This is a genomic window from Saccharothrix luteola, from assembly GCF_020859565.1.
Classification (GTDB): domain Bacteria; phylum Actinomycetota; class Actinomycetes; order Mycobacteriales; family Pseudonocardiaceae; genus Actinosynnema; species Actinosynnema luteola.
The window spans coordinates 88,939-109,103 of sequence record NZ_JAJHUO010000009.1; the positions used below are offsets into that span (position 1 = coordinate 88,939).

Genomic DNA, 20,165 nt, shown 5'->3' on the forward strand with positions numbered 1-20,165 from the left:
GGTGACCTCCGGGTCAGGACATCTCGTCCGCGAGTCGGGCCATCACCTTGAGCGCCCGATCGATCTCGTCGTGCTCGTTGAACAGGTGCGTGCAGACCCGGGCCGCGTAGTGCATGTGCGGCGAGCCGGGCACCTCGAACTCGACCCACCTGATCCAGATCCGGTGCTCGGCTTCCAGCCGGTCGACGAACGCCATGACCTTGTTGATGTTCCAGGCGTCCTCGGGCGCCCGGAACGGCTTGAAGGCCACCACCGGCGAGTGCAGCCGGGTGTCGTGCAGCGGGGAGTACAGGGCGGACTCGCCGAACAGCTCCACGACCCGCCGCTTGGCGTGCCACCCCAGCTCCAGGGCGCGCTCCTCGATGCGCCGCCTGCCGATCCGGTTCCACAGCTCGCACGCCTTGGCCAGCGCGGCGGCGCGGCCGATGCTCGCGCTGCCCGCGCTCTGGAGGTAGTCGCCCATGTTGCAGGTCTCGACCGACGTCGTGGTGCGCTTGGGCATGTCGCCGACGAGCGGGTACCAGGTGGAGATCACCGGCCAGAACCGGGGCAGCGGCAGCGGGTTGTGCTCGGGGAAGACCTTGTTGCGCACGTAGAGCAGGCCGGTGCCGAGCGGACCGCACTGGAACTTCGAGCCCGAGCCGGCCAGGAAGTCCAGGCCGAGCTCGCGCAGGTTCACCTCCGCCATGCCCGGGAGCAGCGCCGCGTCGGCGATGGTGATGACGCCGTGCCGCTGGGCGAGGTCGCACAGCGCGCGGATCGGCATCCGGGTGCCGGTGTAGAGCGTGGTCGCCGCGAAGGCCATCACCTTCGTGCGCGGGGTGAGCGCCGCCTCGAACGCGGCGACGATCTCCTCGGTGGTGACGTTCGGGCCGGAGGGCAGGGTGACCAGGTCGACCCGCACCCCGAAGCGGTTGTGCGCGAGGTTGAAGTTCGACAGCACGGAGAAGCACTCGTGGGACGTGGTCAGCACCGCGTCGTCCGGGCCGAGGTCGAGGCCCGCGATGATCCGCGAGATGCCCTCGGTGGCGTTGTGGCAGATGACCAGCTCGTCCTGGTCCACGCCGAAGTCCCGGGCGATCTGCGCCCGGTACTCGGGGTAGAGGCTGGGCGGGTAGATGTTGGCCAGGCTGCCCGCCCACTCCCTGGTGACCCGGACGTAGGTCTCGACGACGTCGTGCGGCATCGCGCCGATCGTGCCGGTGTTCAGGTGCGTGGTCGTGGGATCGAGCGCGAAGAGGTCGCGGATCGCCTCCCACGACGCGGTGGCGAGGCTGGTGGTGTCGAAGTCGATGGTCGCGGCCACGGTTCGTCCCCCTTCGTACGACGGCCCGGATGCCGGTGGAACCCTCGGGACGTCACGCGGAGGCGGTCGCCCGGACGCCACCGCCCTCGGGGACGTAGTCGTTGTCCGCGTACCAGTCGCCGCGACCGCCAGGGAGCATGTCGAGCACGTTCCACACCGGGTTCAGCAGGTCGAGGCCGCGCTCGGCGCCGTCGAAGTGGTTCGCGGGCTGCGAGTAGAAGTGCCGCACGGCGTCGCCTTCGGCGCGCAGCACGCTCACCATCGGCCGCTGGTTCCCGTCGCGGCGCTCGGCGTTCAGGTCGGCGTTGAAGGTGGTGCCGTGGCTGGACAGGATGCGCAACCCGTCCCAGCCCCGCCGGTCGGCCCAGGCCCGGAGCTTGTCGAGCGGAGCCTTGGCGATCACGACGAACGACGTGTGCCGGGCCAGGTGCACGGCGACACCGCGCAGCGCGTCCACCCACGTCGAGCACATCGGGCACGCCTCGTCGTGGTCCGGGTGGAACATCAGGTGGTAGACGAGCAGGGTGTCGTGCTCGCCGAACAGCTCGCGCAGCGGCGTCCGGACCGGCCCGTCGAGCCCGTCCTCGGCCAGCTCGTAGTCGCGGAGCACCGGGCCGGGCGGCAGGGCCCGCCGTGCCGCGGCGACCGCCTCCACGTGGTCCCGCAGCGCTCGTTCCGCCCTGGCGAGCTGCGCGCGGGCGGCCTGGTACTCCAGGCTCGCGCCCTCCGGCCAGATCGGCAGGACGGGTTGACCGTTGGTGCCGCTCATCGTGCCCCTTCCGTGTCCGCGACGGGTCCATCCACAGTGGACCGTGCGAGGTCGGTCCCGAGCACGGGCTGCCGGGCGCCGTGCACAAAGGGTTGCCCATCGGCGGTGCGCGGCACAACCACCGAGCCTTGCCCGATGGGGTGATTCGACGGCACCGGGTCACGCAGGTCGTCGGGCAGCACGGTGGCGCGCAGCAAGTGGTGGAACCGGTCCGCTGCGGTCGTCGCGCCGTCGTGCGCGTCGAGCCACGTGGACACCAGGCGCCTGCCCTCGACATAGGTCACCGTGTAGGCGCGCCAGAGGGGATCGGTCAGGAAGTCCACCATGTGCCTCGCCCGCTGCTCGGGCAGCAGCAGCCACCGCGTCAAGTAGGCCACGACGTCCTCGGTCGACGCGCCGCGGTCGTGCAGCAGGATCGCGGCGTCCTGGCGAACGCCCATCAACTTCCACCAGGAGCGCATCACCGCCTCCACCCGCTCGCCGTCGACCCGCACCCCGTGCCCGGCCAGGATCCCGGACGTCCAAGCGCCCCAGCCGTCACCGACGGACGCCGCGAGCGCCAGCTCGGCCATGCCCTCCGCCACGAGGCACCGCGGCGTGTTGACCACCACGAGGGTGTGCTCGCCCTCGCCGCACCGCCGCACCAGCCCGGCCTCCTTGAGGCAGTGCTCGGTGTGGTGGCCCGGGTAGGACTCGTGCGTGGCCAGCAGGGGCAGGGCGGCGAGGTTGCGGCCGGCCCGGGAGTCGAGCATGACCAGCGAGCGGTAGTCGCCGAGGTAGCGGTTGAAGGCGTGCCACGGCTTGTCGTGCACGACCTCGTAGCGGACGTGCTCGCCTGCCGGCAGGCCGTGCCGATCCCGCACGAGCGGGCGCAACGCGTCGGACACCGACTGCACCGCGAGCTGGAGGTGGTCGGGGCCGACGGTGTTGGCCTCGTGGAACCGTTCCAGCCGGGTGCGCAGGTCGCCGTCGCCGGGGAGCAGGGCGCGGATCTCGTCGTGCGCCTCGGCGTAGCGGTCCTGGTCACCCACTTCGACCTCGACCTGGAAGCAGGTGCGGACCTCGTCGCGGAACGGCACCGGTCGGCCGGACAGCCGCAGGGCGGAGCACCGCATCGCGACCAGGTGCGCGTGCAGGAAACGCTTGCGCCGGAGGGAAAGGGAGCTGTCCGCCACGCGGGCCATGACGTCGGTGGCCTGCCGGGCGAGTTCCCCGGGCGTCGGCAGCGGTTCGTCGCGCACCTGCCGCGACAGCGCGGGATCGCCGAACCAGCAGTCGACGAAGCCCTCGACCAACCGGCCGAGGAGCAGGCCGATGCGCAGGTACTCGCGCACCTCCGGTTCGTACATCGCGGCCTCCCGGCTCGGCACCCGCCCGCCAACGTAACCGGGGACCGGGTGGTCGGCACGCGGGAGCGGCCCGGGCGGACCGCCGCGTCGTCCACTCGATCAGGTGGCTTTAGGAACATATAGCCGCTGTTACAGTCGAAGCAGTTCGGCGACCAGTCCGTCGGGGAGGTTGGCCTGTTGTTCGAGTCGCTGGTGGACCGGATACGCCCCCAGGTGCTGGACGTCCGACTGGACGAGGGTTTCTGCCGCGAGGTCGCCGAGGTCTACGACCGCGCGCCGACGTGGGCGCTGGACCCGGACCTCGCCCACAGCTACCGGGTGCTCCAGCGGGTGAGCGCGCGGCAGTTCGCGTTAGTCCTGGAGCACGGCATCCGCGTCGAGCCGTGGCGCGGTGCCGGGCTCCCGTACCGCGAGTCCGCCGAACTGCGCCGGTCGGTGCGCGAGACGCGGGTGCTCAAGCTGCACCTGACCGAGGACGGGCACGGCTCCGTCCCGGGCCCGGAGGACCACCCGATGCGCGAGCCCGCGGGCGTCGAGGTCGACGGCGTGCGGTTGTGCCACAACGACGTGTTCCGGGTGGTGCACGACGTCTTCGGGCACGTGGCGTTCGACCAGGGCTTCGGGCCGCGCGGCGAGTTCACCGCCACCTACCTGCACTCGCGGATGTACCCGGTGTCCGCGCGAGCGGCGCTGTTCACCGAGCAGATCGGACAGGTCTGCTGGTTCTTCTTCGGCCCGCACCTCAGGGACGCCGCCGGTGTGCTCCCCTCGCCCGGCGACCGGGGTTACGTGCCCGCCCGGGACCGGCCGTACCCGCAGCAGAAGGTGTTCGCGTTCGACCGGTGCCTTGTGGACCGGTTCGACGCGCTGTTCGCCACCGAGGAGTCGCGATGAGCCAGGGCCACCCGGGAACGCTGCCCACGACCGTGCGGGACGACTTCCCGTTGCTGTGCGACGTGGACGCGCCGGTCTACCTCGACAACGCCGCCACGACCCAGAAACCCCAGGCGGTGATCGACGCCGTCGTGGACTACTACCGGACCGCGAACAGCAACGTCGGCCGCGGCTACCACCGGCTCGCGATGACGGCGACCGACCGCTACGAGGGCGCACGGGCGTCGGTCGCCCGCTTCCTCGGCGCGCGGCACGCCGACGAGGTGGTCTTCACGGCCAACACCACCGACTCCACCAACCTCGTCGCGGACGTCGTCGGCAGGCGCGTCGTCGGCCGCGGCGACCAGGTGGTGGTCAGCGGGATGGAGCACAACAGCAACCTGCTGCCGTGGCGGCGGTTGTGCGAGCAGGTCGGCGCGGAGCTGGTGGTGGCGCCCACCGGCGCGGACGGACGGGTCGACCTGTCGGCCTTCACCGCGGTGCTGGGACCGAGGGTGCGCATCGTCGCCGCGGCGCACGTGTCCAACGTCCTGGGCACGGTCAACCCGGTGCGGGAGATGACCGCCGCGGCGCACGACCACGGCGCCCTCGTGCTCGTCGACGGTGCGCAGGCGGTGGCGCACCTGCCGGTGGACGTGCAGGACCTGGACGTGGACTTCTACTGCTTCTCCGGGCACAAGGTGTACGGACCGATGGGCATCGGCGTGCTGTACGGCAAGCGGGACCTGCTCGCGGACCTGCCGCCGTACCGGGTCGGCGGTGGCACGGTCAAGGGCGTCAGCCACGCCGAGCCGGTGCGCTACGTCCCGACCCCGGCGCGGTTCGAGGCGGGCACGCCGAACGTGGCCGGCGCGGTCGGCTTGGCGGCAGGGCTGGACTACCTGCTCGGTATCGGCGTGCCCGCGGTCCGCGAGCACGACGAGAGCCTGGTCGAGGCCGTGCTGGGCGCCGTCGCGGACCTCGACGACGTCGTGGTCGTGGGCGACCCGGGCGCCCTGCCGTGCGGCATCGTGTCGCTGTCCGTGCGCGGGATCCACCCGTACGACGTCGGCAGCCACCTGGACGCCCACGGCATCGCCGTGCGCTGCGGGGTGCACTGCGCCAGCACGTTCCTCGACAGCCTCGGCCTGGTGGGGACCGTGAGGCTGTCCTTCGCCGTCTACAACACGCTCGCGGAGGTCGAGTACGTGCAGTCGGTGCTGAAGACCGCACGGCCCGGCCCGTGGACCGCCGACCACCCCACCGAGCGCTTCCTCTGACCGCACCGACCCGAGGGGTTCCATGAGCGCCACAGAGCTCGACCACGTCCGTTTCAAGGAGGGCCAGCGCCTGCACTGGGACGCCATCAGCGTCGGGTGGCTGTCCGTGGCCGACACGTTCGAGCGCGGCGCCCGGGTGGTGACCGCACGCCTGTTGGAGCTGGGCGGGGTGGGGCCGGGCAGCTCCGTCCTCGACGTCGGCACCGGTGTGGGGGAGCCCGCGCTCACCGCCGCCGCCGTCGTCGGCCCGAGTGGTCGGGTGGTCGGCGTCGACCTCTCACCCTCCATGATCGACCTGGCCAGGCGCCGAGCCGACGGGCTGGGCAACGTGGAGTTCCTCGTCGGGGACGTGGAGTCGCTGGACCTGCCCCGCGGCGGTTTCGACGTGGTGCTCGGCCGGTGGAGCCTGATGTTCCCACCCGACCCGGTGCGGGCGTTCCGCTCGCTGGCCGAGGTGCTCAGGCCCGGCGGGGTGCTCGCCGCGTCGACGTGGGGCCCGCCCGAGACCGCGCCGATGCTCTCGCTCGGCTTCCGCGTGCTCGCGAGGTGGCTGGACCTGCCCGCGCCACGGCCCGGGCCCGGGCCGTTCAGCATGGCGGACCCCGAGGTGGTGTCGCGGCAGCTGACCGCGGCGGGTTTCACCGACGTGTCGGTCATCCCGGTGGAGGTCCCGTTCGACCTGGACTCGGCCGAGTCCTACGCCCGGTTCACCGAGGCCGTCACACCCGTGGAGCTCCGCGAGGCGGCTCGCGGCCTGCTGGGCGCCGACACGTCCGCGCTGTGGGCCGACGTCGCCGCCTCGGTCGCCGAGCACCGCCGTCCGGACGGCACGATCTCGTTGCCCAGCACCGCTCTGTGCCTGCGCGCGACGGCTTCGCACGGATGAGCGGCCCGATGCGATTCGACACGAAGCTCGTCCACGAGGGCCAGCGGACGCGGTTCGGCCACGGTGACGTGATCCCGCCCATCCACGTCGCGGTGACCTTCGACCCGTCCGCCCAGGACCCGGCCCGGTACTACTACGCGCGGGGGGAGAGCCCGACCCGCGAGGACCTGGAGACGTGCCTGGCGGCGTTGGAGGACGTGCGGTTCGCCCTGGCCTTCTCCTCCGGCCAGGCGGCCGGGGCGGCCGTGCTGTCGCTGCTGGAGCCGGGCGCCCGGGTGGTCGCGTCGGACGACGTGTACGGGGGCACCTACGGGTTGTTCGAGCTGTGCCGCCGCCGCGGGGTGGACGTCCGGCAGGTCGATTTGTCCGATGTGGACGGAACGGCCGCGGCGCTGTCCGGTGGCGTGAACCTGGTCTGGGTCGAGACCCCGACCAATCCGCTGATGAAGGTCGCGGACATCGGCGCGATCAGCGCCGCGGCCCACCGCGCCGGCGCGATCGTCGTGGTGGACAACACCTTCGCCAGCCCGGCGTTGCAGCAGCCGCTCGCCGCGGGTGCGGACGTGAGCCTGCACAGCACCACGAAGTTCATCGCCGGCCACTCCGACGTGCTCGGCGGCGCGCTGGTGCTCGACGACCCGACGCTGCACGGACGGCTGCTCGAACACCGCACGGTCGTCGGCGGCGTGCCCGGCGCGTTCGACTGCTACCTGGTGCACCGGGGCCTGAAGACGCTGTCGCTGCGCGTCGCGCGGCAGGTGGCCAACGCGCGGGCGGCGGTCGAGGTGTTGACCGCGTCGCCGCTGGTCGCCGCCGTGCACTACCCGGGGCTGCCGCACCACCCGCAGTTCGAGCTGGCCGCGCGCCAGATGTCGGCGCCCGGCTCGATGGTCAGCTTCGAGTACCTCGGCGACGTGGCCGAACTGCTGCGCCGCACGGAGCTGTTCGCGGCGGCGGTGAGCCTGGGCGGGGTGCGGTCGCTCATCGAGTGCCCCGCCTCGATGAGCCACCGGCCGGTGCCGCGCGAGGTCCGGGCGCGGGCGGGGATCGCGGACAACCTGGTGCGGCTGTCGTTCGGCATCGAGGACCCGGCCGACCTGGTGGAGGACCTGTGCGCCGCGATGGCGGCGGCCTCGTACGCGGAGGGGAGCGCGACGCGATGACCGCGACGGTGCTGCTGGACGGCGGGCTGGCGACGGAGCTGGAACGCGCCGGGCTGCCGATTCGCCACCCGTGGTGGACGACCAAGGCGTTGCTGACCGACGCCAACCGAACGGTGCTGTGCGGGGTGCACGAGCAGTACCTGCGGGCGGGCGCGCACGTGATCACCGCCGCGACGATGCGCTGCAACGAGCGGGCGTTGCGCGCCAACGGGCTGGACGCGGCGGGCCTGGGCTGGATGGTGCACGCCGCGATCGGCGTGGCGCAGGCCGCACGCCGCTCGGCGGAGGCGCCGGACGCGTTGATCGGGGCGTCGATGGCGCCGGTCGAGGACTGCTACCGCCCCGACCTGGTGCCACCGGACGACGAGCTGCGCCGCGAACACCTCTGGTTGGCCACGGAGCTGGCGCGGGCCCGGGTGGACCTGGTGCTCGTGGAAACCATGAACACCCTGCGCGAGGCGCGGATCGCACTCGAAGCGGTGCGGTCGGTGGGGATCCGCGCGTGGGTGAGCTTCGTGTGCGCGGACGGCGCCACGCTGCTCTCGGAGGAGGACCTGGGGCAGGCGGCGCGCGTGGTCGCCGAGGAAGGCGCGGACGCCGTGCTGGTCAACTGCACGCCGTTCAGCGAGACCGAGCGCTGCCTGGAAGCGCTGCGGGACAACTGCGCCGGTGCGATCGGCGTCTACCCGAACCTGGAGCACCGCGTCGGCGCGCAGACCGGCGGCCTGCTGCCCACGGCCGTGGACCCGGCGGAGTTCGCGGACGCGATGAGCCGGTGGCGGGCCGACTACCGCGTGGACGTGCTGGGTGGTTGCTGCGGCAGCACGCCGGCCCACATCGAGGCGCTGCGCACGGCGATCTCGGACCACTCACGCGCTGCTCACGGAGGACAGCGCGAAGTCCTCGACCCGCAAGGCGGGCATGGCGGTCCGGAACTCCCGGTCGCCCCACTCCCGGGGTAGCGCGGGCTCCGTGCGGCCGATCTCGGCGACGCGGGCCAGCAGGTCGACCGGGCTCTCGTCGAACCTGAAGTCGGGCGCCGTGCCCACCACCTCGCCGCCCTTCACCACGTGGACGCCGTCCCGCGTCACGCCGGTGAGCAGCAACCGGGACGGGTCCACCTCCCTCAGGTACCACAGCGAGGTCACCAGCAGCCCGTGGTCGGTGCTCGCCACCAGGTCGTCGAGCGTGCGGTCGGTGGGGCGGCCGGACAGCACCAGGTTCCCGATCCGCGGGGTGAACGGCAGACCGGCCGCCCGCGCCGAGTGCCGGGTGTTGACCAGGGTGGCCAGCGAACCGTCCCTGATCCACTCGGTACGTCGTAGCGGCGTGCCGTTGTCGAAGCAGGACGACCCCGGTCCCGGCGCCCGCACGACGGTGAAGGGCAGGCAGTCGAGACCGGGTGCGGCGGGATCGCTCGCCAGGGTCAGGTGCGCCTCGGTGAGCCGCTCGCCGAGGCGGGTGCCGCCGTCCGGTCCGCTGAAGACCGTGCCGCCGTCCAGCGCCTCCTGGAGGTCGGCTGCGCGGTGGAGGTGGATCACGAGGTCGGCGACGCAGGACGGCGCCAGGATGACGTCGTAGCGCCCGGGGGACAGGTCGACGCGGTGGCGCGCGGGGTCCAGCCGGGCGGTCAGGCCGGCGTAGCCCGTGAGCAGGTCCGCGCCCAACGGGTCGGTCAGGTCCGCACCCACCCAGCCCGAGGCGGTGCGGTCGGCGTTGTGCGCGGTCAGGTCGAGCACGCCGCCCGGTTGCGCGTGGTGCAGCCGCAGCCCGGAGGACGACGCGAGGTACGTCGTGCGCACCTGGTGCTCGGCGTAGCCGGACGAGGCCTCCCCGCGGGACCGCGCCCGGTCGAAGACCTCCGCCAACTGCGCCACGACCCCGGCCAAGGCCTCGGTGGACGTCCTGGTCGGCGGCTGCGACCACTGCCGTTCCGCGGCGGGGGGCAGGGGGTGCTCGTCCGGCGCGGGCGCGGCCCGGCGCGCGATGGCCCCGGCCTCCTGCACCGCCGCGCGCACCGCGCCCTCGTCCACCGCGCCTTCGCGGGAGACGACACCGATCCCCGCCCCCGGCGCCGACTCGATCACGGTGAGGGTCCGGCTGTGCACGACGCCGTTGCCGATCACCGCGTTGCCCGCCCACCGCAGGTGCGCGGTCGAGGTCTCGTCGACGATCGCGATCCGGTCACCGGGCCCGGTCAGCGCCGACTCGGCGATCTCCTGGGGCGTCAGCACGAGCTCGCCGTGTTCCGCACGCGCACGCCCTGGAACACCGCGGTCGGGCAACCGTGGCTCACCGCCGCCGCCTGCACCGGCTGACCCTTCCCACAGAGGTCGGCGCCGAACACCTGGTAGGTCCCCTCTCCGCCGACCGCCGACAACGAGCCCCAGAACGCCCTGGTGTCCGACTGGTAGGCGACGCCGCTGAGCTGGCCGGCCAGCTCGCCGCGGTGGACGCGGTGCGCCCGCTGGGCGGTGAACTGGAAGTTGCCCCGCCGCGCGTCGATCGACCAGCTGTCGGACCCGACGAGGTAGATGCCCTCGTCGACGGCCGAGATCAGCTCCTCGGTGGTGGGGCCGCCGAGAACGGGCGCGAGCGAGACATTGGGCATCCTCGTGATCGCGGGTCGCAACGCCGACTCGGCGAACGCGCACCCCACCGAGCGCGTCGCACCGACGGCGCGCGCCGTGCGGCGGTCGTACTGCGAGCCGACCAGCACGCCCTCGCGCACGAGGTCCCAGGACTGCGCGGCCACGCCCTGGTCGTCGTAGCCGGTGGTGGCGAGCCCGTGCGGCGTGGTCCGGTCGGCGGTCACCGTCATCAGCGGCGTCCCGTAGCGCAGCTCGCCCACGTCGCCCGGGCGCACGAAGCTGGTGCCCGCGTAGGAGGCCTCGTGCCCGAGCACGCGGTCCAGCTCCGTGGCGTGCCCGACCGACTCGTGGATCGCGTGCCACAGCTGCGACGGGTCGACGACCAGGTCGTACGCGCCCGGCCGCACCGGTCCCGCGTCCTGCTTCCCGCGCAGCAGACCCGGCATGGCGGCCAGCTCGGCGTCCCAGTCCCACCCCTCGCCGAGCAGGTACTCCCACCCGCGCCCGGTGGGCGGCCCGACGGTGCGCAGCGCCGTGGACCCGCCGGCCACCACCACCTGCGGGTGCACGCGCACGCGCCGCTGCTTGGTCGACGTGCCCGCGAGGTCGGCGTAGAACTTGTCCTCCTGCACGGCGACGACCTTGGCCCGCACGTGCGCGACCCCCGGCGCCGCGAGCAGCCGCGCGCTCCACCCCGCCAGCAGGTCGGCGCGCTCGGCTTCGGGCACGGAGAACGGGTTGACGCGGCACCCCGACGACCAGGTGCCGACGTGGACGGGCTCGGGCACGGGTTCGTCCTCCCGACCGAGGACCGAGCAGGACCTCGCCGTGTCGACCGCCTGCCGGGCGGTGTCGCGCGCGGACCGGGTCGTCAGATCACCCGAAGCGGCGAACCCCCAGGCGCCGTCGCACCACACCTGCACCGACAGGCCGGTGACCGCGGAGTCGTGCGCCGACCGGACGGAGCCGTCGGCCAGGACCAGCTGCCCGGTCCGCACGCGTTCGAGCCGGAACGACGCGTGCCGGGCGCCGAGCCGGCGGGCGCCGTCCAAAGCGGCCTCGGCGAGCAGGCGGGCGGCGTCCGCGCAGAATGGTCCGACCATGTCGCCGAAGCTAGGGCAAGATCGGGCGAAGGCGAACTCGTTGACACGAAAGGATGAAGTAGTGCGGCGAACCCGAGGCGGACGACATGATGGCGGCCGCCGAGGAGGCTCGGCGGCCGCGTCGTGCACCTGTTCACGTCTTCGACGGTCTACAGGCTGCCTGCCAGTTCCGTGCCGGCCGCGCTCGGGTCGTCACTGAGGTAGAACTCCTTGACGGCGGCGGCGAACTCCTTGCGGCTCACGTAGCCGTCGTGGTCGCTGTCCAGCTTGTCGAACGCGGCCTCGGACTCGCTCTCGGACATGCCGCCCTGCGTCTGCGCTTGGGCCATCTCCTCCCGGCTGATCTTGCCGTCGTTGTCCCCGTCCGCCGCGTCGAAGGCGGCCAGGGCGAAGGGCACGGCGACCTTGTCGACGAACTGCGGGTCCTCGGCGGCGGCGGCCCACTCGTCCCTGCTGATCGCCGAGTCGAAGTCCTTGTCGGTGTGCTGCTGGACGCCCGCCCACATGTCGGAGGCGAGCTTGGTGAGCCTGGCCGCTTCCGGCGAGCCCGGCGTCGCGCCGAGCGCCTGACGCCACTTCTCGGCCAGCGCCGTGATGTCGCTCTGGTCGATGCGGCCGTCGTGGTCGGCGTCGAACCGCTCGAACACCTTGTCGTACTTGCGTTGCTTGAGGTCACTGGTCATCTGTTGTCTCCTCCACTCGTCACACCGCCGATGGCGTCCGGTGCCTGGGCGGGTGCTCGGCGGCGTCGGGTCAAGCCGGGTGATCCACGTGGTCACCGGCCGCCCTTGGGCCGCGTGACGACGGGCTGAGCCGCTCCACGTGCTGCCGCAGTCCCTCCAGCGCCTCGGGCCAGCCGGCCGCGTGGCTCTCGCGAGAGGCCCCGGCCCGCTTGTCCTCCGGGATGTCGAGGGCGTCGAAGCCGCTCTCCACCAGCCGGACCAGGCTCCCGTCGCCCTGCGGTGCCATGGTGAACTCGACCAGCGTGGCGTTGCGCTCGGTGGCCACCTCGCCGGGGTGCGCGCCGGCCCAGAGGTAGGCGAAGCGACGAGGGGGGTCGACCGTCGTGATCGTCGTGGGGAACTGCCCGTTCTCACCGTGGTCGAGGTGCATGGTCCCGCCGGGGCGCAGGTCGATCCGCGCCGGCGCGCCGGAGCCGAACCACCGACCGACGTGCTCCGGTTCGGTGAGGGCCGCCCACACGCGCTCCACCGGTGCGGAGATGAAGACCTCGCGCTCGATGCGGTCCGAACTCATGACCTCGTCCTTCCCTGGTGCTGCTGTTCGTGTGGTGCTCGGCGGATCGGCGTGACCGGTGGTCGTCACGGTGTGTTCACCAGCTGTGCCGCGTCTTCGGAGGTGGTGAGCCCGGTGCGGGCGACCACCTTGGTGATGTGCCCCCGCACCAGCACCTCGCCGGATTCCTCGCTGTGCCGGGCGATCGCGTCGGCGTGCGCCTCGCCCAGGTACCGCGTCGCGATGCGCCTGGCCCAGGTCCGCACCTGCTCGCGCTCGTCCTCCACCCGCGCTTCCCCTTCGAGGAGGACGAACGCGAAGGGCGGCCGTTCGTCGTCCACGCAGAGGGCGAAGCTCGGCCGGTGGCGCAGCGCCCTGCCCTTGACGGTGTCCGGACCCGTGAAGAACAGCACCTCCGGGCCGTGCACCAGGAAGGAGATCGGCGCGACGTGGGGCCGGCCGTCGGCGCGGACGGTGGCCAGCTTGCCGGTGCGCGTCCCGTGGCCGATGAAGGCCCGCCACTCGGCGTCGGACATCTCGCGCATGCCGCTCACGACTTGCCCAGCGGTTCGTCGGGACGGGGCGATCGGAGGCGCGCGGTGATCAGGAGGTACTCCATCCCCGTCCGGACGGCCTCGTCGTAGACGTCCAGGACGCGTGCCATGTGCTCGACCGTGTCGGCGCCGTACCGCCGCGACAGCCCGTCGGGGTCCTCTTCGAGGGCCTGCCTGGTCAAGTCCGTGGTGCGCAAGGTGCTCGTGGTGATGTCGACGACCTCCAGGACGTCGAACCCGGCCGCTCGCAGCAGGGCCAGCAGGTCCGGCCGCGGTGGGGCCGTGATCAGCATCCGCTCGCGGAGGTCGCGCTGCTGACGTTCGCTGAGCGGTCCGCACCGGGCCACGTCGGTCAGGGCCAGCCGCGATCCCGGCCGCAGAACCCGGGCCGCCTCGCGCAGCACCGCGGCCCGGTCCGGCATGTGCGGCATGCTCTCCAGCGCCCACGCGCCGTCGAAGCTGTTGTCCGGGAACGGGAGCGCGGCGGCGTCGGCGAGTTCGAAGGTGACCCGGTGCTGGAGACCTTCCTCGCTCGCGGCGGCGGTGGCCGCGCTCACCTGGCCCGGTGCGATCGTCACCCCGACGACGTCGGCGCCGGTCGTGCGCGCGAACCGGAGGGCCGGGTGGCCCACGCCGCACCCCACGTCCAGCAGGCGCTGCCCCTCGGTGAGCGGGACGCGTTCGATCATCAGGTCGGTCAGCCGTTCCTGCGCCACGTGCTTGTCGCTGGTGTCCCGCGGCCCGGTCCAGTAGCCGAAGTGCAGGTTGCGACCCCAGATCAGCTCGACGAGCGCGGTGGTCCGCTCGTACATCTGCGCGACCTCGGCGTCCAGCGCGGTGGTGTCGGTCATCCCGGGCTCCCGGTGGCGGTGGTCACACGGACGTCCACAAGCTATCAGTTTCTCAACTGAATGGACTTGGTGTGCGGCCTGCTCAGAGGGGTGATGGAGGCATTTCACCCGCTAAGGGGACAAGTGCGTGCGGTTCACCCGACCGGCTACAAGGGACGGTGGGAGCCGGGAAGGTGGATGACGTTGTAGTTAGATCCGGTGCGAGGACGTCCGCGCACCGGGAGGGGTCGGGTCGTGTCCAGCGCAGCCGGTCAGGAGACCGACGAGGTCGGCGAGATCTACGACGAGATGAGCGACCTCGTCGAGGTCTACCACGGCAACATCCACCTCGGCTACTGGGCCGGCGACGACGATCCGGCCACGCTGGCCGAGGCCCTGGACCGGATGACCGACCTGGTCGCCGGCACCCTGGCGCTCACGCCCGGGCAGCACCTCGTCGACGTGGGCTGCGGCGTGGGCGTGCCCGCTCTTCGCGTCGCGGCCCGGTACGGCGTCCGGATCACGGGGATCACCAACAGCGCCTGGCACGCCGAGGAGACCGCGCGCCGTGCCGCTGCCGCCGGCGTGGACGACCTCGTGACCGCGCGGCAGGCCGACGCGGAGGCGTTGCCGTTCCCGGACGCCGCGTTCGACGCCGTGCTCGCGTTCGACTCGTTGCCCAACGCGGTCGACAAAGGACAGTGGCTGCGGGAGATGAGCAGGGTGCTCCGCCCCGGCGGACGGTTCGCCATCACCGAGTACACCGCCGAGGCGACGTTGACGCCGGCGGACCGCGAGGTGATCGCGACGCACGCGATCTTCGACCCGCCCACCGCCTCGGCGCTGTGCGCTCTCGTGGCCGGCGCCGGGCTCGTGATCGACGAGCGCCGGGACTGGGGCGCGCGGGTGCGCCGCACCTACGACGAGGTGGCCGCGTTGTTCCGCGACGGAGGTGAGGCGTTGGCCGACGCCTACGGGGCCGAGCGGGTGCGGGCGTTCGAACGCGGCCTGGCACCGGTGTTCGAGGTCTGCCGCGCCGGACTCGGTTACCTGCTGGTGGCCGGGCACAAGCCCGGCTGACCGACTCCGCTCGATTCGGTCGATTGGCTGAAAGGCACCCGATGACTACCGACTACGTTCCCAGCAGCGCCGAGGTCGTCGCGTTCTACGACAACGCGCTGCCGCTGATCGCCCGCCTGGCCGGCGACAACGTCCACTACGGGTACTGGCACTCCCGTGCGGACACCAGCACGTTGCACCAGGCCATGGACAACCTGACCGACGTGATGATCGAGCGCCTGGCGGTCGGTTCCGGTCAGCGGGTGCTCGATGTCGGGTGCGGGCTCGGTGCGCCGGCCCTGCGGCTGGCCCGGGCGACCGGGGTGGAGGTCGTGGGGATCTCGACGAGCGGGGCGATGGTCCGTGAGGCCACCTCGCGCGCGCGTGCCGCCGGGCTCGACGGGCAGGTGCGCTTCGAAGTCGCCGACGCCGAGGACCTGCCGTTCCCCGACGGCTCGTTCGACGCGGCGTGGGCCATCGAGTCCTTGGTGCACATGGCCGACCGGCCGCGGGTCTTCCGCGAGGTCGGCCGAGTGCTGCGGCCGGGGGGACGGCTGGCGTTGACGGACTTCTACGAGCGGATCCCGTTCACCGGCGAGCGGCTGAGGATGATCGAGGAATACCGCCGTGCCGCGTTGAACACACCGTTCCACCGGCTGGAGGAGTACCCGCCGATGCTGCGTGCCGCCGGCCTGCACCTGATCGAGTACCTCGACATCAGCGAGCAGACCGACCGGCACTACCCGATGCTGCTGGAGCGGCTGCGCGCCCACCGTGAAGACCTGACCGCCGAGTACGGAGCCGAAACGGTCGCCGCGCTGGACTCGGTGTTCACCAACTGCGCCCGTACCGGCGAACCGCACTACATGCTGATGACCGCCCAGCGGGGCTGACAGCGTTTCGACGTCGACGGCCGGAGTGCCATTGCCGGTTGGTTGTCACGACGACACGTCAGAGGAATTTCGGGTGATAGTGGGCAATTCGACCACCGCTGCGCTGAGGCGGGCTGATGGCGTCGTGGTGGGGGTGTTCGTCGCCGGGTGCGCGGAGCGCATGGCGCAGTTCTTCACCGGCCTGCGCGGCGACGACCCGGCCAGGCCTGTTCCTTCTACTCGGTTCTCGTCGCCAAGTACGCTTGTTCGTATCGCGTGTCGGGTGATGTTGAAGATGCGTTGCGCTGCGCGCACGCTGCTTTGACGGCAATGGGGCAGTTGGATCGGAATCTCGAGGGCGCCACCTTCGTGGCGGGCGAGCATCAACAGCGACAGCGGGAAGTCTCGCTGCGTGCTGGGCAACCTGATCTTCAGGTCGAGTTGGCGCGACTTCGGGCAGAGGATCAGGTCGTGGCTCGGGATCGTCTGATCGCGCTCAGGAGTCGGCTGGTCTGAGGCACTGTTTCCGGGCTGGAGCACGTGGGGCGGCTGCAGTTCGACGCGTTCCCAACGGGACCGCCGGCCGCATTGCCCTTCCGCGTCGCCTGGCCGGGGATCGTGTGGTCGACGGTCCATGGGCACGGTGGAGCAGGTGAAGTTCCGACGTCTCGAAGTCCTGCTCCCTGCTCACGTGAGCACGCGTGAGTACGCCCTCGCCCGTGCGGTGTTGAGTGCGCTCGACCCGACGATGATGATCGACGACCGCATGTTGGCCACGCCTCTCCGGCCGGGTACAGGCGGACGGAGTCGGCGAATGGCGACGACGCCGCTTGCCGGCGGTCTAGGCTTGTCGTCCGTGCGAAGAGACCCCGCCATTTCGTTCCGCGGCGCCCTCCAGATCCTCGGACACCACGACCGCCCTTGGCTGGACCGGCTGAACGCCCTGGCGGGTGGCGCTGTGCTCGCCGCCGGCTTGGTGCCCGCGGTGAGCGCGGTGTGGGGCTGGGTGGACCAGAAGAACGAGGCCGTGGGCCTGCTGCGGAAGATGCTGGATTCGACGGCGAACCGGCTGACCGGCACAGGTGGGTTGGAGCGGCACGAACTCGTGCTGGCCGCGCACACCACGATCGTGTTGACGGCGTTCTTCGAGACCCTGCGCGCGGAACTGGGGGAGGTCTACCGGACGGCGGCGATCACGGACTCCGAGAAGGTCGTGCTGGCTGCGGGCAGACGGCCGGACGACGACGAGCCGCTGGTCCGACACCTCTACACCACGCCGGTTCCCACGCCGTCCGCCGTGTCGGGCTTCGAGGAGGTCGCCGGCGGTGTCGTCGAGTGGGCCGCGAACCTGTACCGCTTTGTCGACGACTTCCTCGCCGGGCTGGAACTGTCGCCGTACCGCCGGCTCAAGGCCCTCCCGTTCGGAACGGCGGTGGCTTCGCGTTACCGGTCGTTATTCCTGGAGTTGGCGGCGAAGGTGCCCGAGGTGGCCGTGTGGGCGGACCTGACCGAGCACGCGGCGACGAGGACGGCGATGGCGCGGCTGGAACGGCTGCTGACCGTCACCGGGTCCGAGCCGTCCCGCGACCTGCGTGCGATCGTGCGCAGCGTGAACAGGTCGGTCCTCGACCTGCCGGTGGTCGACGTGGACGCCGACGGTTACGGCGTCGACGCGGTGTTCCCGCCGGTGGAGAAGATCTTCACGGATCCGCGCTACCGGATCGCGGAGGCCGACAGCGGCGCCCGGTTGGCCTCCGAGGAGTGGTGGTCGAAGGTGGAGCAGGGCAGCGACCTGGACCTGGTGCTGGCGCGGCACTTCACCGGCGACCTCTGCGCGCGGCTGCCGCTGCTGTTCCTCGGGCACCCCGGTGCCGGGAAGTCGTTGCTGACCCGGGTCCTGGCCGCACGCCTACCGGACGAGGGCTACACCGTGGTGCGCGTGGCCCTGCGCCGGGTGGACGCCAACACCACCATCTCCAACCAGATCCAACAGGCCCTGGACCTCGACACCCATGGCCGGGTGCAGTGGCACCGACTCGTCGAGGACAGCGGTGAGGTCCTCAGGGTCGTGCTGCTCGATGGCCTCGACGAACTCCTGCAGGCCACCACCCAGGACCGCGTCGGTTACCTGCACGAGATCGCCGAGTTCCAGCGGCTGGAGGCCGCGATGGGCAAGCCGGTCGCCGTCGTCGTCACCTCGCGCACGCTCGTCGCCGACCGCGTCACCGTGCCCTGGGGGACGCCCGTCGTGAAGCTGGAGGAGTTCTCTGAAGAGCAGGTCGGCGCCTGGCTGGCCGTCTGGAACGAGCACAACCCCGGGCCCGGGACACGGCCACTGCCGCTGGAGACCGCCCTGTCCTACGGGCAGCTCGCCCGCCAACCGCTCCTGTTGCTGATGCTGGCCCTGTACTTCGGTGATCCGTCGGTCCCGCTGGACGACCAGCTGTCCGAGGCCGATCTGTACGAGCGGTTGTTCGACACCTACTCGCGGCGGGAAGTCACCAAGAAGGCCGGCAGGGTCCTCCGGGGAGAGGAACTGGACGAGGCCGTGGAGGAGCAGATCCGCCGCCTGTCCACGGCCGCGCTCGGCATGTTCAACCGGGGCCGGCAGGACATCTCGGAAGCCGACCTCACCGGCGACCTCTCCGCGTTGGAGGAGAGCGTGGAGGCGGGCGAGCGGGTGCTCGGCGAGTTCTTCTTCGTCCACGCGCCTGAGGCGCGCACCGGTTCGGTGCAGCGCAGCTACGAGTTCCTGCACGCCACGTTCGGGGAATACCTGGTCGCCATGCGCGTGGTGGAGGTGCTCCGGGACGTCGCGGAGGGCGCGTTCGGTCGGCGGCGTCCGCACGAGCCGGACGACGACCTGCTGTTCGCGCTGACGTCCCACCAGACGCTGGCCGTGCAGCAACCCGTCATGTCCTTCGTCGGAGAGCGACTCGACGCCCTGGACGCCCGTGAACGCGAACGCGTGGCGCGCACTCTGGAAGTCCTCCTGACCGGCTACCGCCACCGCAGGCCGCCGAGGCGGTTCGACGACTACCGGCCACTGCGGCGCGATGTCGTGCGGCAGCTCGCCGCCTATTCGGCCAACCTGGTGCTCCTGCTCGTCAAGGCGGTGCCCGAGGTGCCGCTGGCGAAGCTGTGGCCCCACGAACCGTTGACGCAGTGGCGCAGCACGGTCGACCTGTGGCAGGCCGGGATCGACTCCACGTGCTACCACACCACGCTGGACAGTTTGGTCTGCGTGGACGGCGTCGTGCGGGAAGGGGACCGGGTGATGCTGGAGCCGGAGATCCTCCGAGCCCGGCTGCGCGTCGACTCCGAGACGGAGGACAGGCTCAGGACCGGCTTCGCGGTGCACGACGGGCTGAGCTACCTGGTCGACGACGGAACCGGAGAAGGCACAGCCCGGGAGTGGAGTCGTTACATCGCGAGCTGGCTCGTCGCCGCGGCGGCCCTTCCCGGTGACATGGCGCCGCCGTTCGTCGACGTGCCCCGTCCGGACCTGGTCCCGCAGGACACGCTCGTAGCCGTCGCCGAACAGGCCTACCAGGTGCTGGCCCGCAAGTTCCGCGAGTGGACGCCGGAGTTCGTCGGCGCGTTCGTGGGCTGGCTGGAGACGTGGTCGCCCGTCGTGGACCAACGGATCCTGGAGCGGGCGACCAGTTACAGCCGCAGCATGTCGCTGTTCACCACTGCCGAGCTCAGTGTGAAAGCCGATCCGGGTGTGTTCCCTCCGTTCGACACCGACCGTTCGTCGGACTTCAGCGTCTACTGGCGCGGGGCGGGGGCGAAGGTGTGGCACACGACGTGACCGGGCGGTTGTTGAAGTCGATCACGTTGAGGTGACAGGTTCGCCGCAACCGCTTTGTCATCGACACAAATCGATGCACACGACGGCTGCGGTGTGGTCCCCTATTGGTCGGGTCGGGGGACACCGTTGTGGGGGGTTTGGGATGAGCGAGGACAGATCGAAGGCGCAGTCGTCGGCGGCCGATCCGCCGGACGGGGCGCCGGTGCCACCGCCTGTTGCCGAGCCGGCGGAGGGTGACGCCGCAGTTGTGGGAATGCCGACGGAGTCGGTTCCGGTGGAGTCGGCACCGGTGGAGCGGGAGGCCGAGCCGGAAGCGGTGGTGGGGCAGGAGGGGGTGGCGGCAGGAACGGTGGCTGCTGAGCCGTTGGTGGGATCGGCACCCGTTGGATTGGGAGTGTCGCAAGCGATCGAGCCGGCGGTGGGTGACTCGTCCGCCGGGGCAGCGGATTCCGGTGAACCGGCGGCCGTTGGATTGGTGGC

Annotated in this window: 18 protein-coding genes; 8 read left to right on the top strand and 10 right to left on the bottom strand. The window is 71.7% G+C overall.

Features of this window, described 5'->3' with window-relative positions:
- Nucleotides 1-13 precede the first annotated feature (13 nt).
- Genes LNK82_RS14650 through LNK82_RS14660 form a run of 3 tightly spaced genes read right to left on the bottom strand, consistent with a single transcriptional unit; the run spans nt 14 to nt 3,424 of the window.
- Nucleotides 14-1,306 carry an aminotransferase class V-fold PLP-dependent enzyme gene (locus LNK82_RS14650; protein WP_230567523.1) on the bottom strand — a complete coding sequence of 431 codons (1,293 nt, stop codon included), beginning with the start codon at nt 1,304-1,306 and terminating at the stop codon, nt 14-16.
- 52 nt (nt 1,307-1,358) lie between these two features.
- Nucleotides 1,359-2,075 carry a DUF899 family protein gene (locus LNK82_RS14655; protein WP_230567524.1) on the bottom strand — a complete coding sequence of 239 codons (717 nt, stop codon included), beginning with the start codon at nt 2,073-2,075 and terminating at the stop codon, nt 1,359-1,361.
- Complete coding sequence (locus LNK82_RS14660; protein ID WP_230567525.1) at nt 2,072-3,424, bottom strand: DUF885 domain-containing protein; 1,353 nt, start codon at nt 3,422-3,424, stop codon at nt 2,072-2,074. Before LNK82_RS14660 ends, LNK82_RS14655 begins: the two co-directional genes overlap by 4 nt.
- 177 nt (nt 3,425-3,601) lie before the next feature.
- On the opposite strand from LNK82_RS14660, the gene LNK82_RS14665 reads away from it, so the two are divergent.
- The 5 genes from LNK82_RS14665 to LNK82_RS14685 are packed head-to-tail and all read left to right on the top strand — an operon-like array spanning nt 3,602 to nt 8,588.
- Nucleotides 3,602-4,318 (top strand): crotonobetainyl-CoA--carnitine CoA-transferase, encoded by a 717-nt coding sequence (locus LNK82_RS14665; RefSeq protein WP_230567526.1) that lies wholly within the window; start codon nt 3,602-3,604, stop codon nt 4,316-4,318.
- Nucleotides 4,315-5,577, top strand: coding sequence for an aminotransferase class V-fold PLP-dependent enzyme (locus LNK82_RS14670; RefSeq protein ID WP_230567527.1), 1,263 nt, complete (start codon nt 4,315-4,317; stop codon nt 5,575-5,577). Before LNK82_RS14665 ends, LNK82_RS14670 begins: the two co-directional genes overlap by 4 nt.
- A 22-nt stretch (nt 5,578-5,599) precedes the next feature.
- On the top strand, nt 5,600-6,463 hold the full coding sequence (locus tag LNK82_RS14675; protein WP_230567528.1) for a class I SAM-dependent methyltransferase: 864 nt from the start codon (nt 5,600-5,602) through the stop codon (nt 6,461-6,463).
- A gap of 8 nt (nt 6,464-6,471) precedes the next feature.
- Nucleotides 6,472-7,626, top strand: a complete 1,155-nt coding sequence (locus LNK82_RS14680; protein WP_230567529.1) for a trans-sulfuration enzyme family protein — start codon at nt 6,472-6,474, stop codon at nt 7,624-7,626.
- A complete protein-coding gene (locus LNK82_RS14685; protein ID WP_230567530.1) occupies nt 7,623-8,588 on the top strand; it encodes a homocysteine S-methyltransferase family protein in 966 nt (321 codons plus the stop codon). Before LNK82_RS14680 ends, LNK82_RS14685 begins: the two co-directional genes overlap by 4 nt.
- On the opposite strand, the gene LNK82_RS14690 is transcribed toward LNK82_RS14685, so the two are convergent.
- From LNK82_RS14690 to LNK82_RS14715, 6 genes are all read right to left on the bottom strand, one after another.
- A complete protein-coding gene (locus LNK82_RS14690) occupies nt 8,496-9,860 on the bottom strand; it encodes a metallopeptidase TldD-related protein (protein ID WP_230567531.1) in 1,365 nt (454 codons plus the stop codon). The genes LNK82_RS14685 and LNK82_RS14690 overlap by 93 nt on opposite strands.
- On the bottom strand, nt 9,854-11,320 hold the full coding sequence (locus LNK82_RS14695) for a TldD/PmbA family protein (RefSeq protein WP_230567532.1): 1,467 nt from the start codon (nt 11,318-11,320) through the stop codon (nt 9,854-9,856). Before LNK82_RS14695 ends, LNK82_RS14690 begins: the two co-directional genes overlap by 7 nt.
- A 149-nt stretch (nt 11,321-11,469) precedes the next feature.
- On the bottom strand, nt 11,470-12,003 hold the full coding sequence (locus tag LNK82_RS14700; RefSeq protein ID WP_230567533.1) for an EF-hand domain-containing protein: 534 nt from the start codon (nt 12,001-12,003) through the stop codon (nt 11,470-11,472).
- Between the two features lie 70 nt (nt 12,004-12,073).
- Nucleotides 12,074-12,577, bottom strand: coding sequence for an SRPBCC family protein (locus LNK82_RS14705; RefSeq protein WP_230567534.1), 504 nt, complete (start codon nt 12,575-12,577; stop codon nt 12,074-12,076).
- 65 nt (nt 12,578-12,642) lie between these two features.
- A complete protein-coding gene (locus LNK82_RS14710; RefSeq protein ID WP_230567535.1) occupies nt 12,643-13,101 on the bottom strand; it encodes a PPOX class F420-dependent oxidoreductase in 459 nt (152 codons plus the stop codon).
- A gap of 5 nt (nt 13,102-13,106) precedes the next feature.
- Nucleotides 13,107-13,961, bottom strand: a complete 855-nt coding sequence (locus tag LNK82_RS14715) for a methyltransferase domain-containing protein (protein ID WP_230567536.1) — start codon at nt 13,959-13,961, stop codon at nt 13,107-13,109.
- A gap of 234 nt (nt 13,962-14,195) precedes the next feature.
- Between LNK82_RS14715 and LNK82_RS14720 the strand changes: the two genes are divergently transcribed.
- Both LNK82_RS14720 and LNK82_RS14725 read left to right on the top strand, forming a co-directional pair.
- A complete protein-coding gene (locus LNK82_RS14720) occupies nt 14,196-15,020 on the top strand; it encodes an SAM-dependent methyltransferase (RefSeq protein WP_230567537.1) in 825 nt (274 codons plus the stop codon).
- 41 nt (nt 15,021-15,061) lie between these two features.
- Entirely contained in the window at nt 15,062-15,892 is an 831-nt protein-coding gene (locus LNK82_RS14725) for a class I SAM-dependent methyltransferase (protein WP_230567538.1), read from the top strand.
- A gap of 45 nt (nt 15,893-15,937) precedes the next feature.
- Here the strand turns inward: LNK82_RS14725 and LNK82_RS14730 are convergent, their stop codons facing one another.
- Nucleotides 15,938-16,411, bottom strand: coding sequence for a hypothetical protein (locus LNK82_RS14730; RefSeq protein ID WP_230567539.1), 474 nt, complete (start codon nt 16,409-16,411; stop codon nt 15,938-15,940).
- A gap of 316 nt (nt 16,412-16,727) precedes the next feature.
- On the opposite strand from LNK82_RS14730, the gene LNK82_RS14735 reads away from it, so the two are divergent.
- Nucleotides 16,728-19,685 (top strand): NACHT domain-containing protein, encoded by a 2,958-nt coding sequence (locus LNK82_RS14735; protein WP_230567540.1) that lies wholly within the window; start codon nt 16,728-16,730, stop codon nt 19,683-19,685.
- The last annotated feature ends 480 nt before the right edge of the window (nt 19,686-20,165 follow it).

What these genes read in the sequence shown, in the direction of transcription:
- LNK82_RS14655 (WP_230567524.1), bottom strand. Translation starts at nt 2,075, where the DNA reads ATGAGCGGCACCAACGGTCAACCCGTCCTGCCGATCTGGCCGGAGGGC.
- LNK82_RS14660 (WP_230567525.1), bottom strand. Translation starts at nt 3,424, where the DNA reads ATGTACGAACCGGAGGTGCGCGAGTACCTGCGCATCGGCCTGCTCCTC.
- LNK82_RS14670 (WP_230567527.1), top strand. Translation starts at nt 4,315, where the DNA reads ATGAGCCAGGGCCACCCGGGAACGCTGCCCACGACCGTGCGGGACGAC.
- LNK82_RS14675 (WP_230567528.1), top strand. Translation starts at nt 5,600, where the DNA reads ATGAGCGCCACAGAGCTCGACCACGTCCGTTTCAAGGAGGGCCAGCGC.
- LNK82_RS14680 (WP_230567529.1), top strand. Translation starts at nt 6,472, where the DNA reads ATGCGATTCGACACGAAGCTCGTCCACGAGGGCCAGCGGACGCGGTTC.
- LNK82_RS14685 (WP_230567530.1), top strand. Translation starts at nt 7,623, where the DNA reads ATGACCGCGACGGTGCTGCTGGACGGCGGGCTGGCGACGGAGCTGGAA.
- LNK82_RS14695 (WP_230567532.1), bottom strand. Translation starts at nt 11,320, where the DNA reads ATGGTCGGACCATTCTGCGCGGACGCCGCCCGCCTGCTCGCCGAGGCC.
- LNK82_RS14700 (WP_230567533.1), bottom strand. Translation starts at nt 12,003, where the DNA reads ATGACCAGTGACCTCAAGCAACGCAAGTACGACAAGGTGTTCGAGCGG.
- LNK82_RS14705 (WP_230567534.1), bottom strand. Translation starts at nt 12,577, where the DNA reads ATGAGTTCGGACCGCATCGAGCGCGAGGTCTTCATCTCCGCACCGGTG.
- LNK82_RS14710 (WP_230567535.1), bottom strand. Translation starts at nt 13,101, where the DNA reads ATGCGCGAGATGTCCGACGCCGAGTGGCGGGCCTTCATCGGCCACGGG.
- LNK82_RS14715 (WP_230567536.1), bottom strand. Translation starts at nt 13,961, where the DNA reads ATGACCGACACCACCGCGCTGGACGCCGAGGTCGCGCAGATGTACGAG.
- LNK82_RS14725 (WP_230567538.1), top strand. Translation starts at nt 15,062, where the DNA reads ATGACTACCGACTACGTTCCCAGCAGCGCCGAGGTCGTCGCGTTCTAC.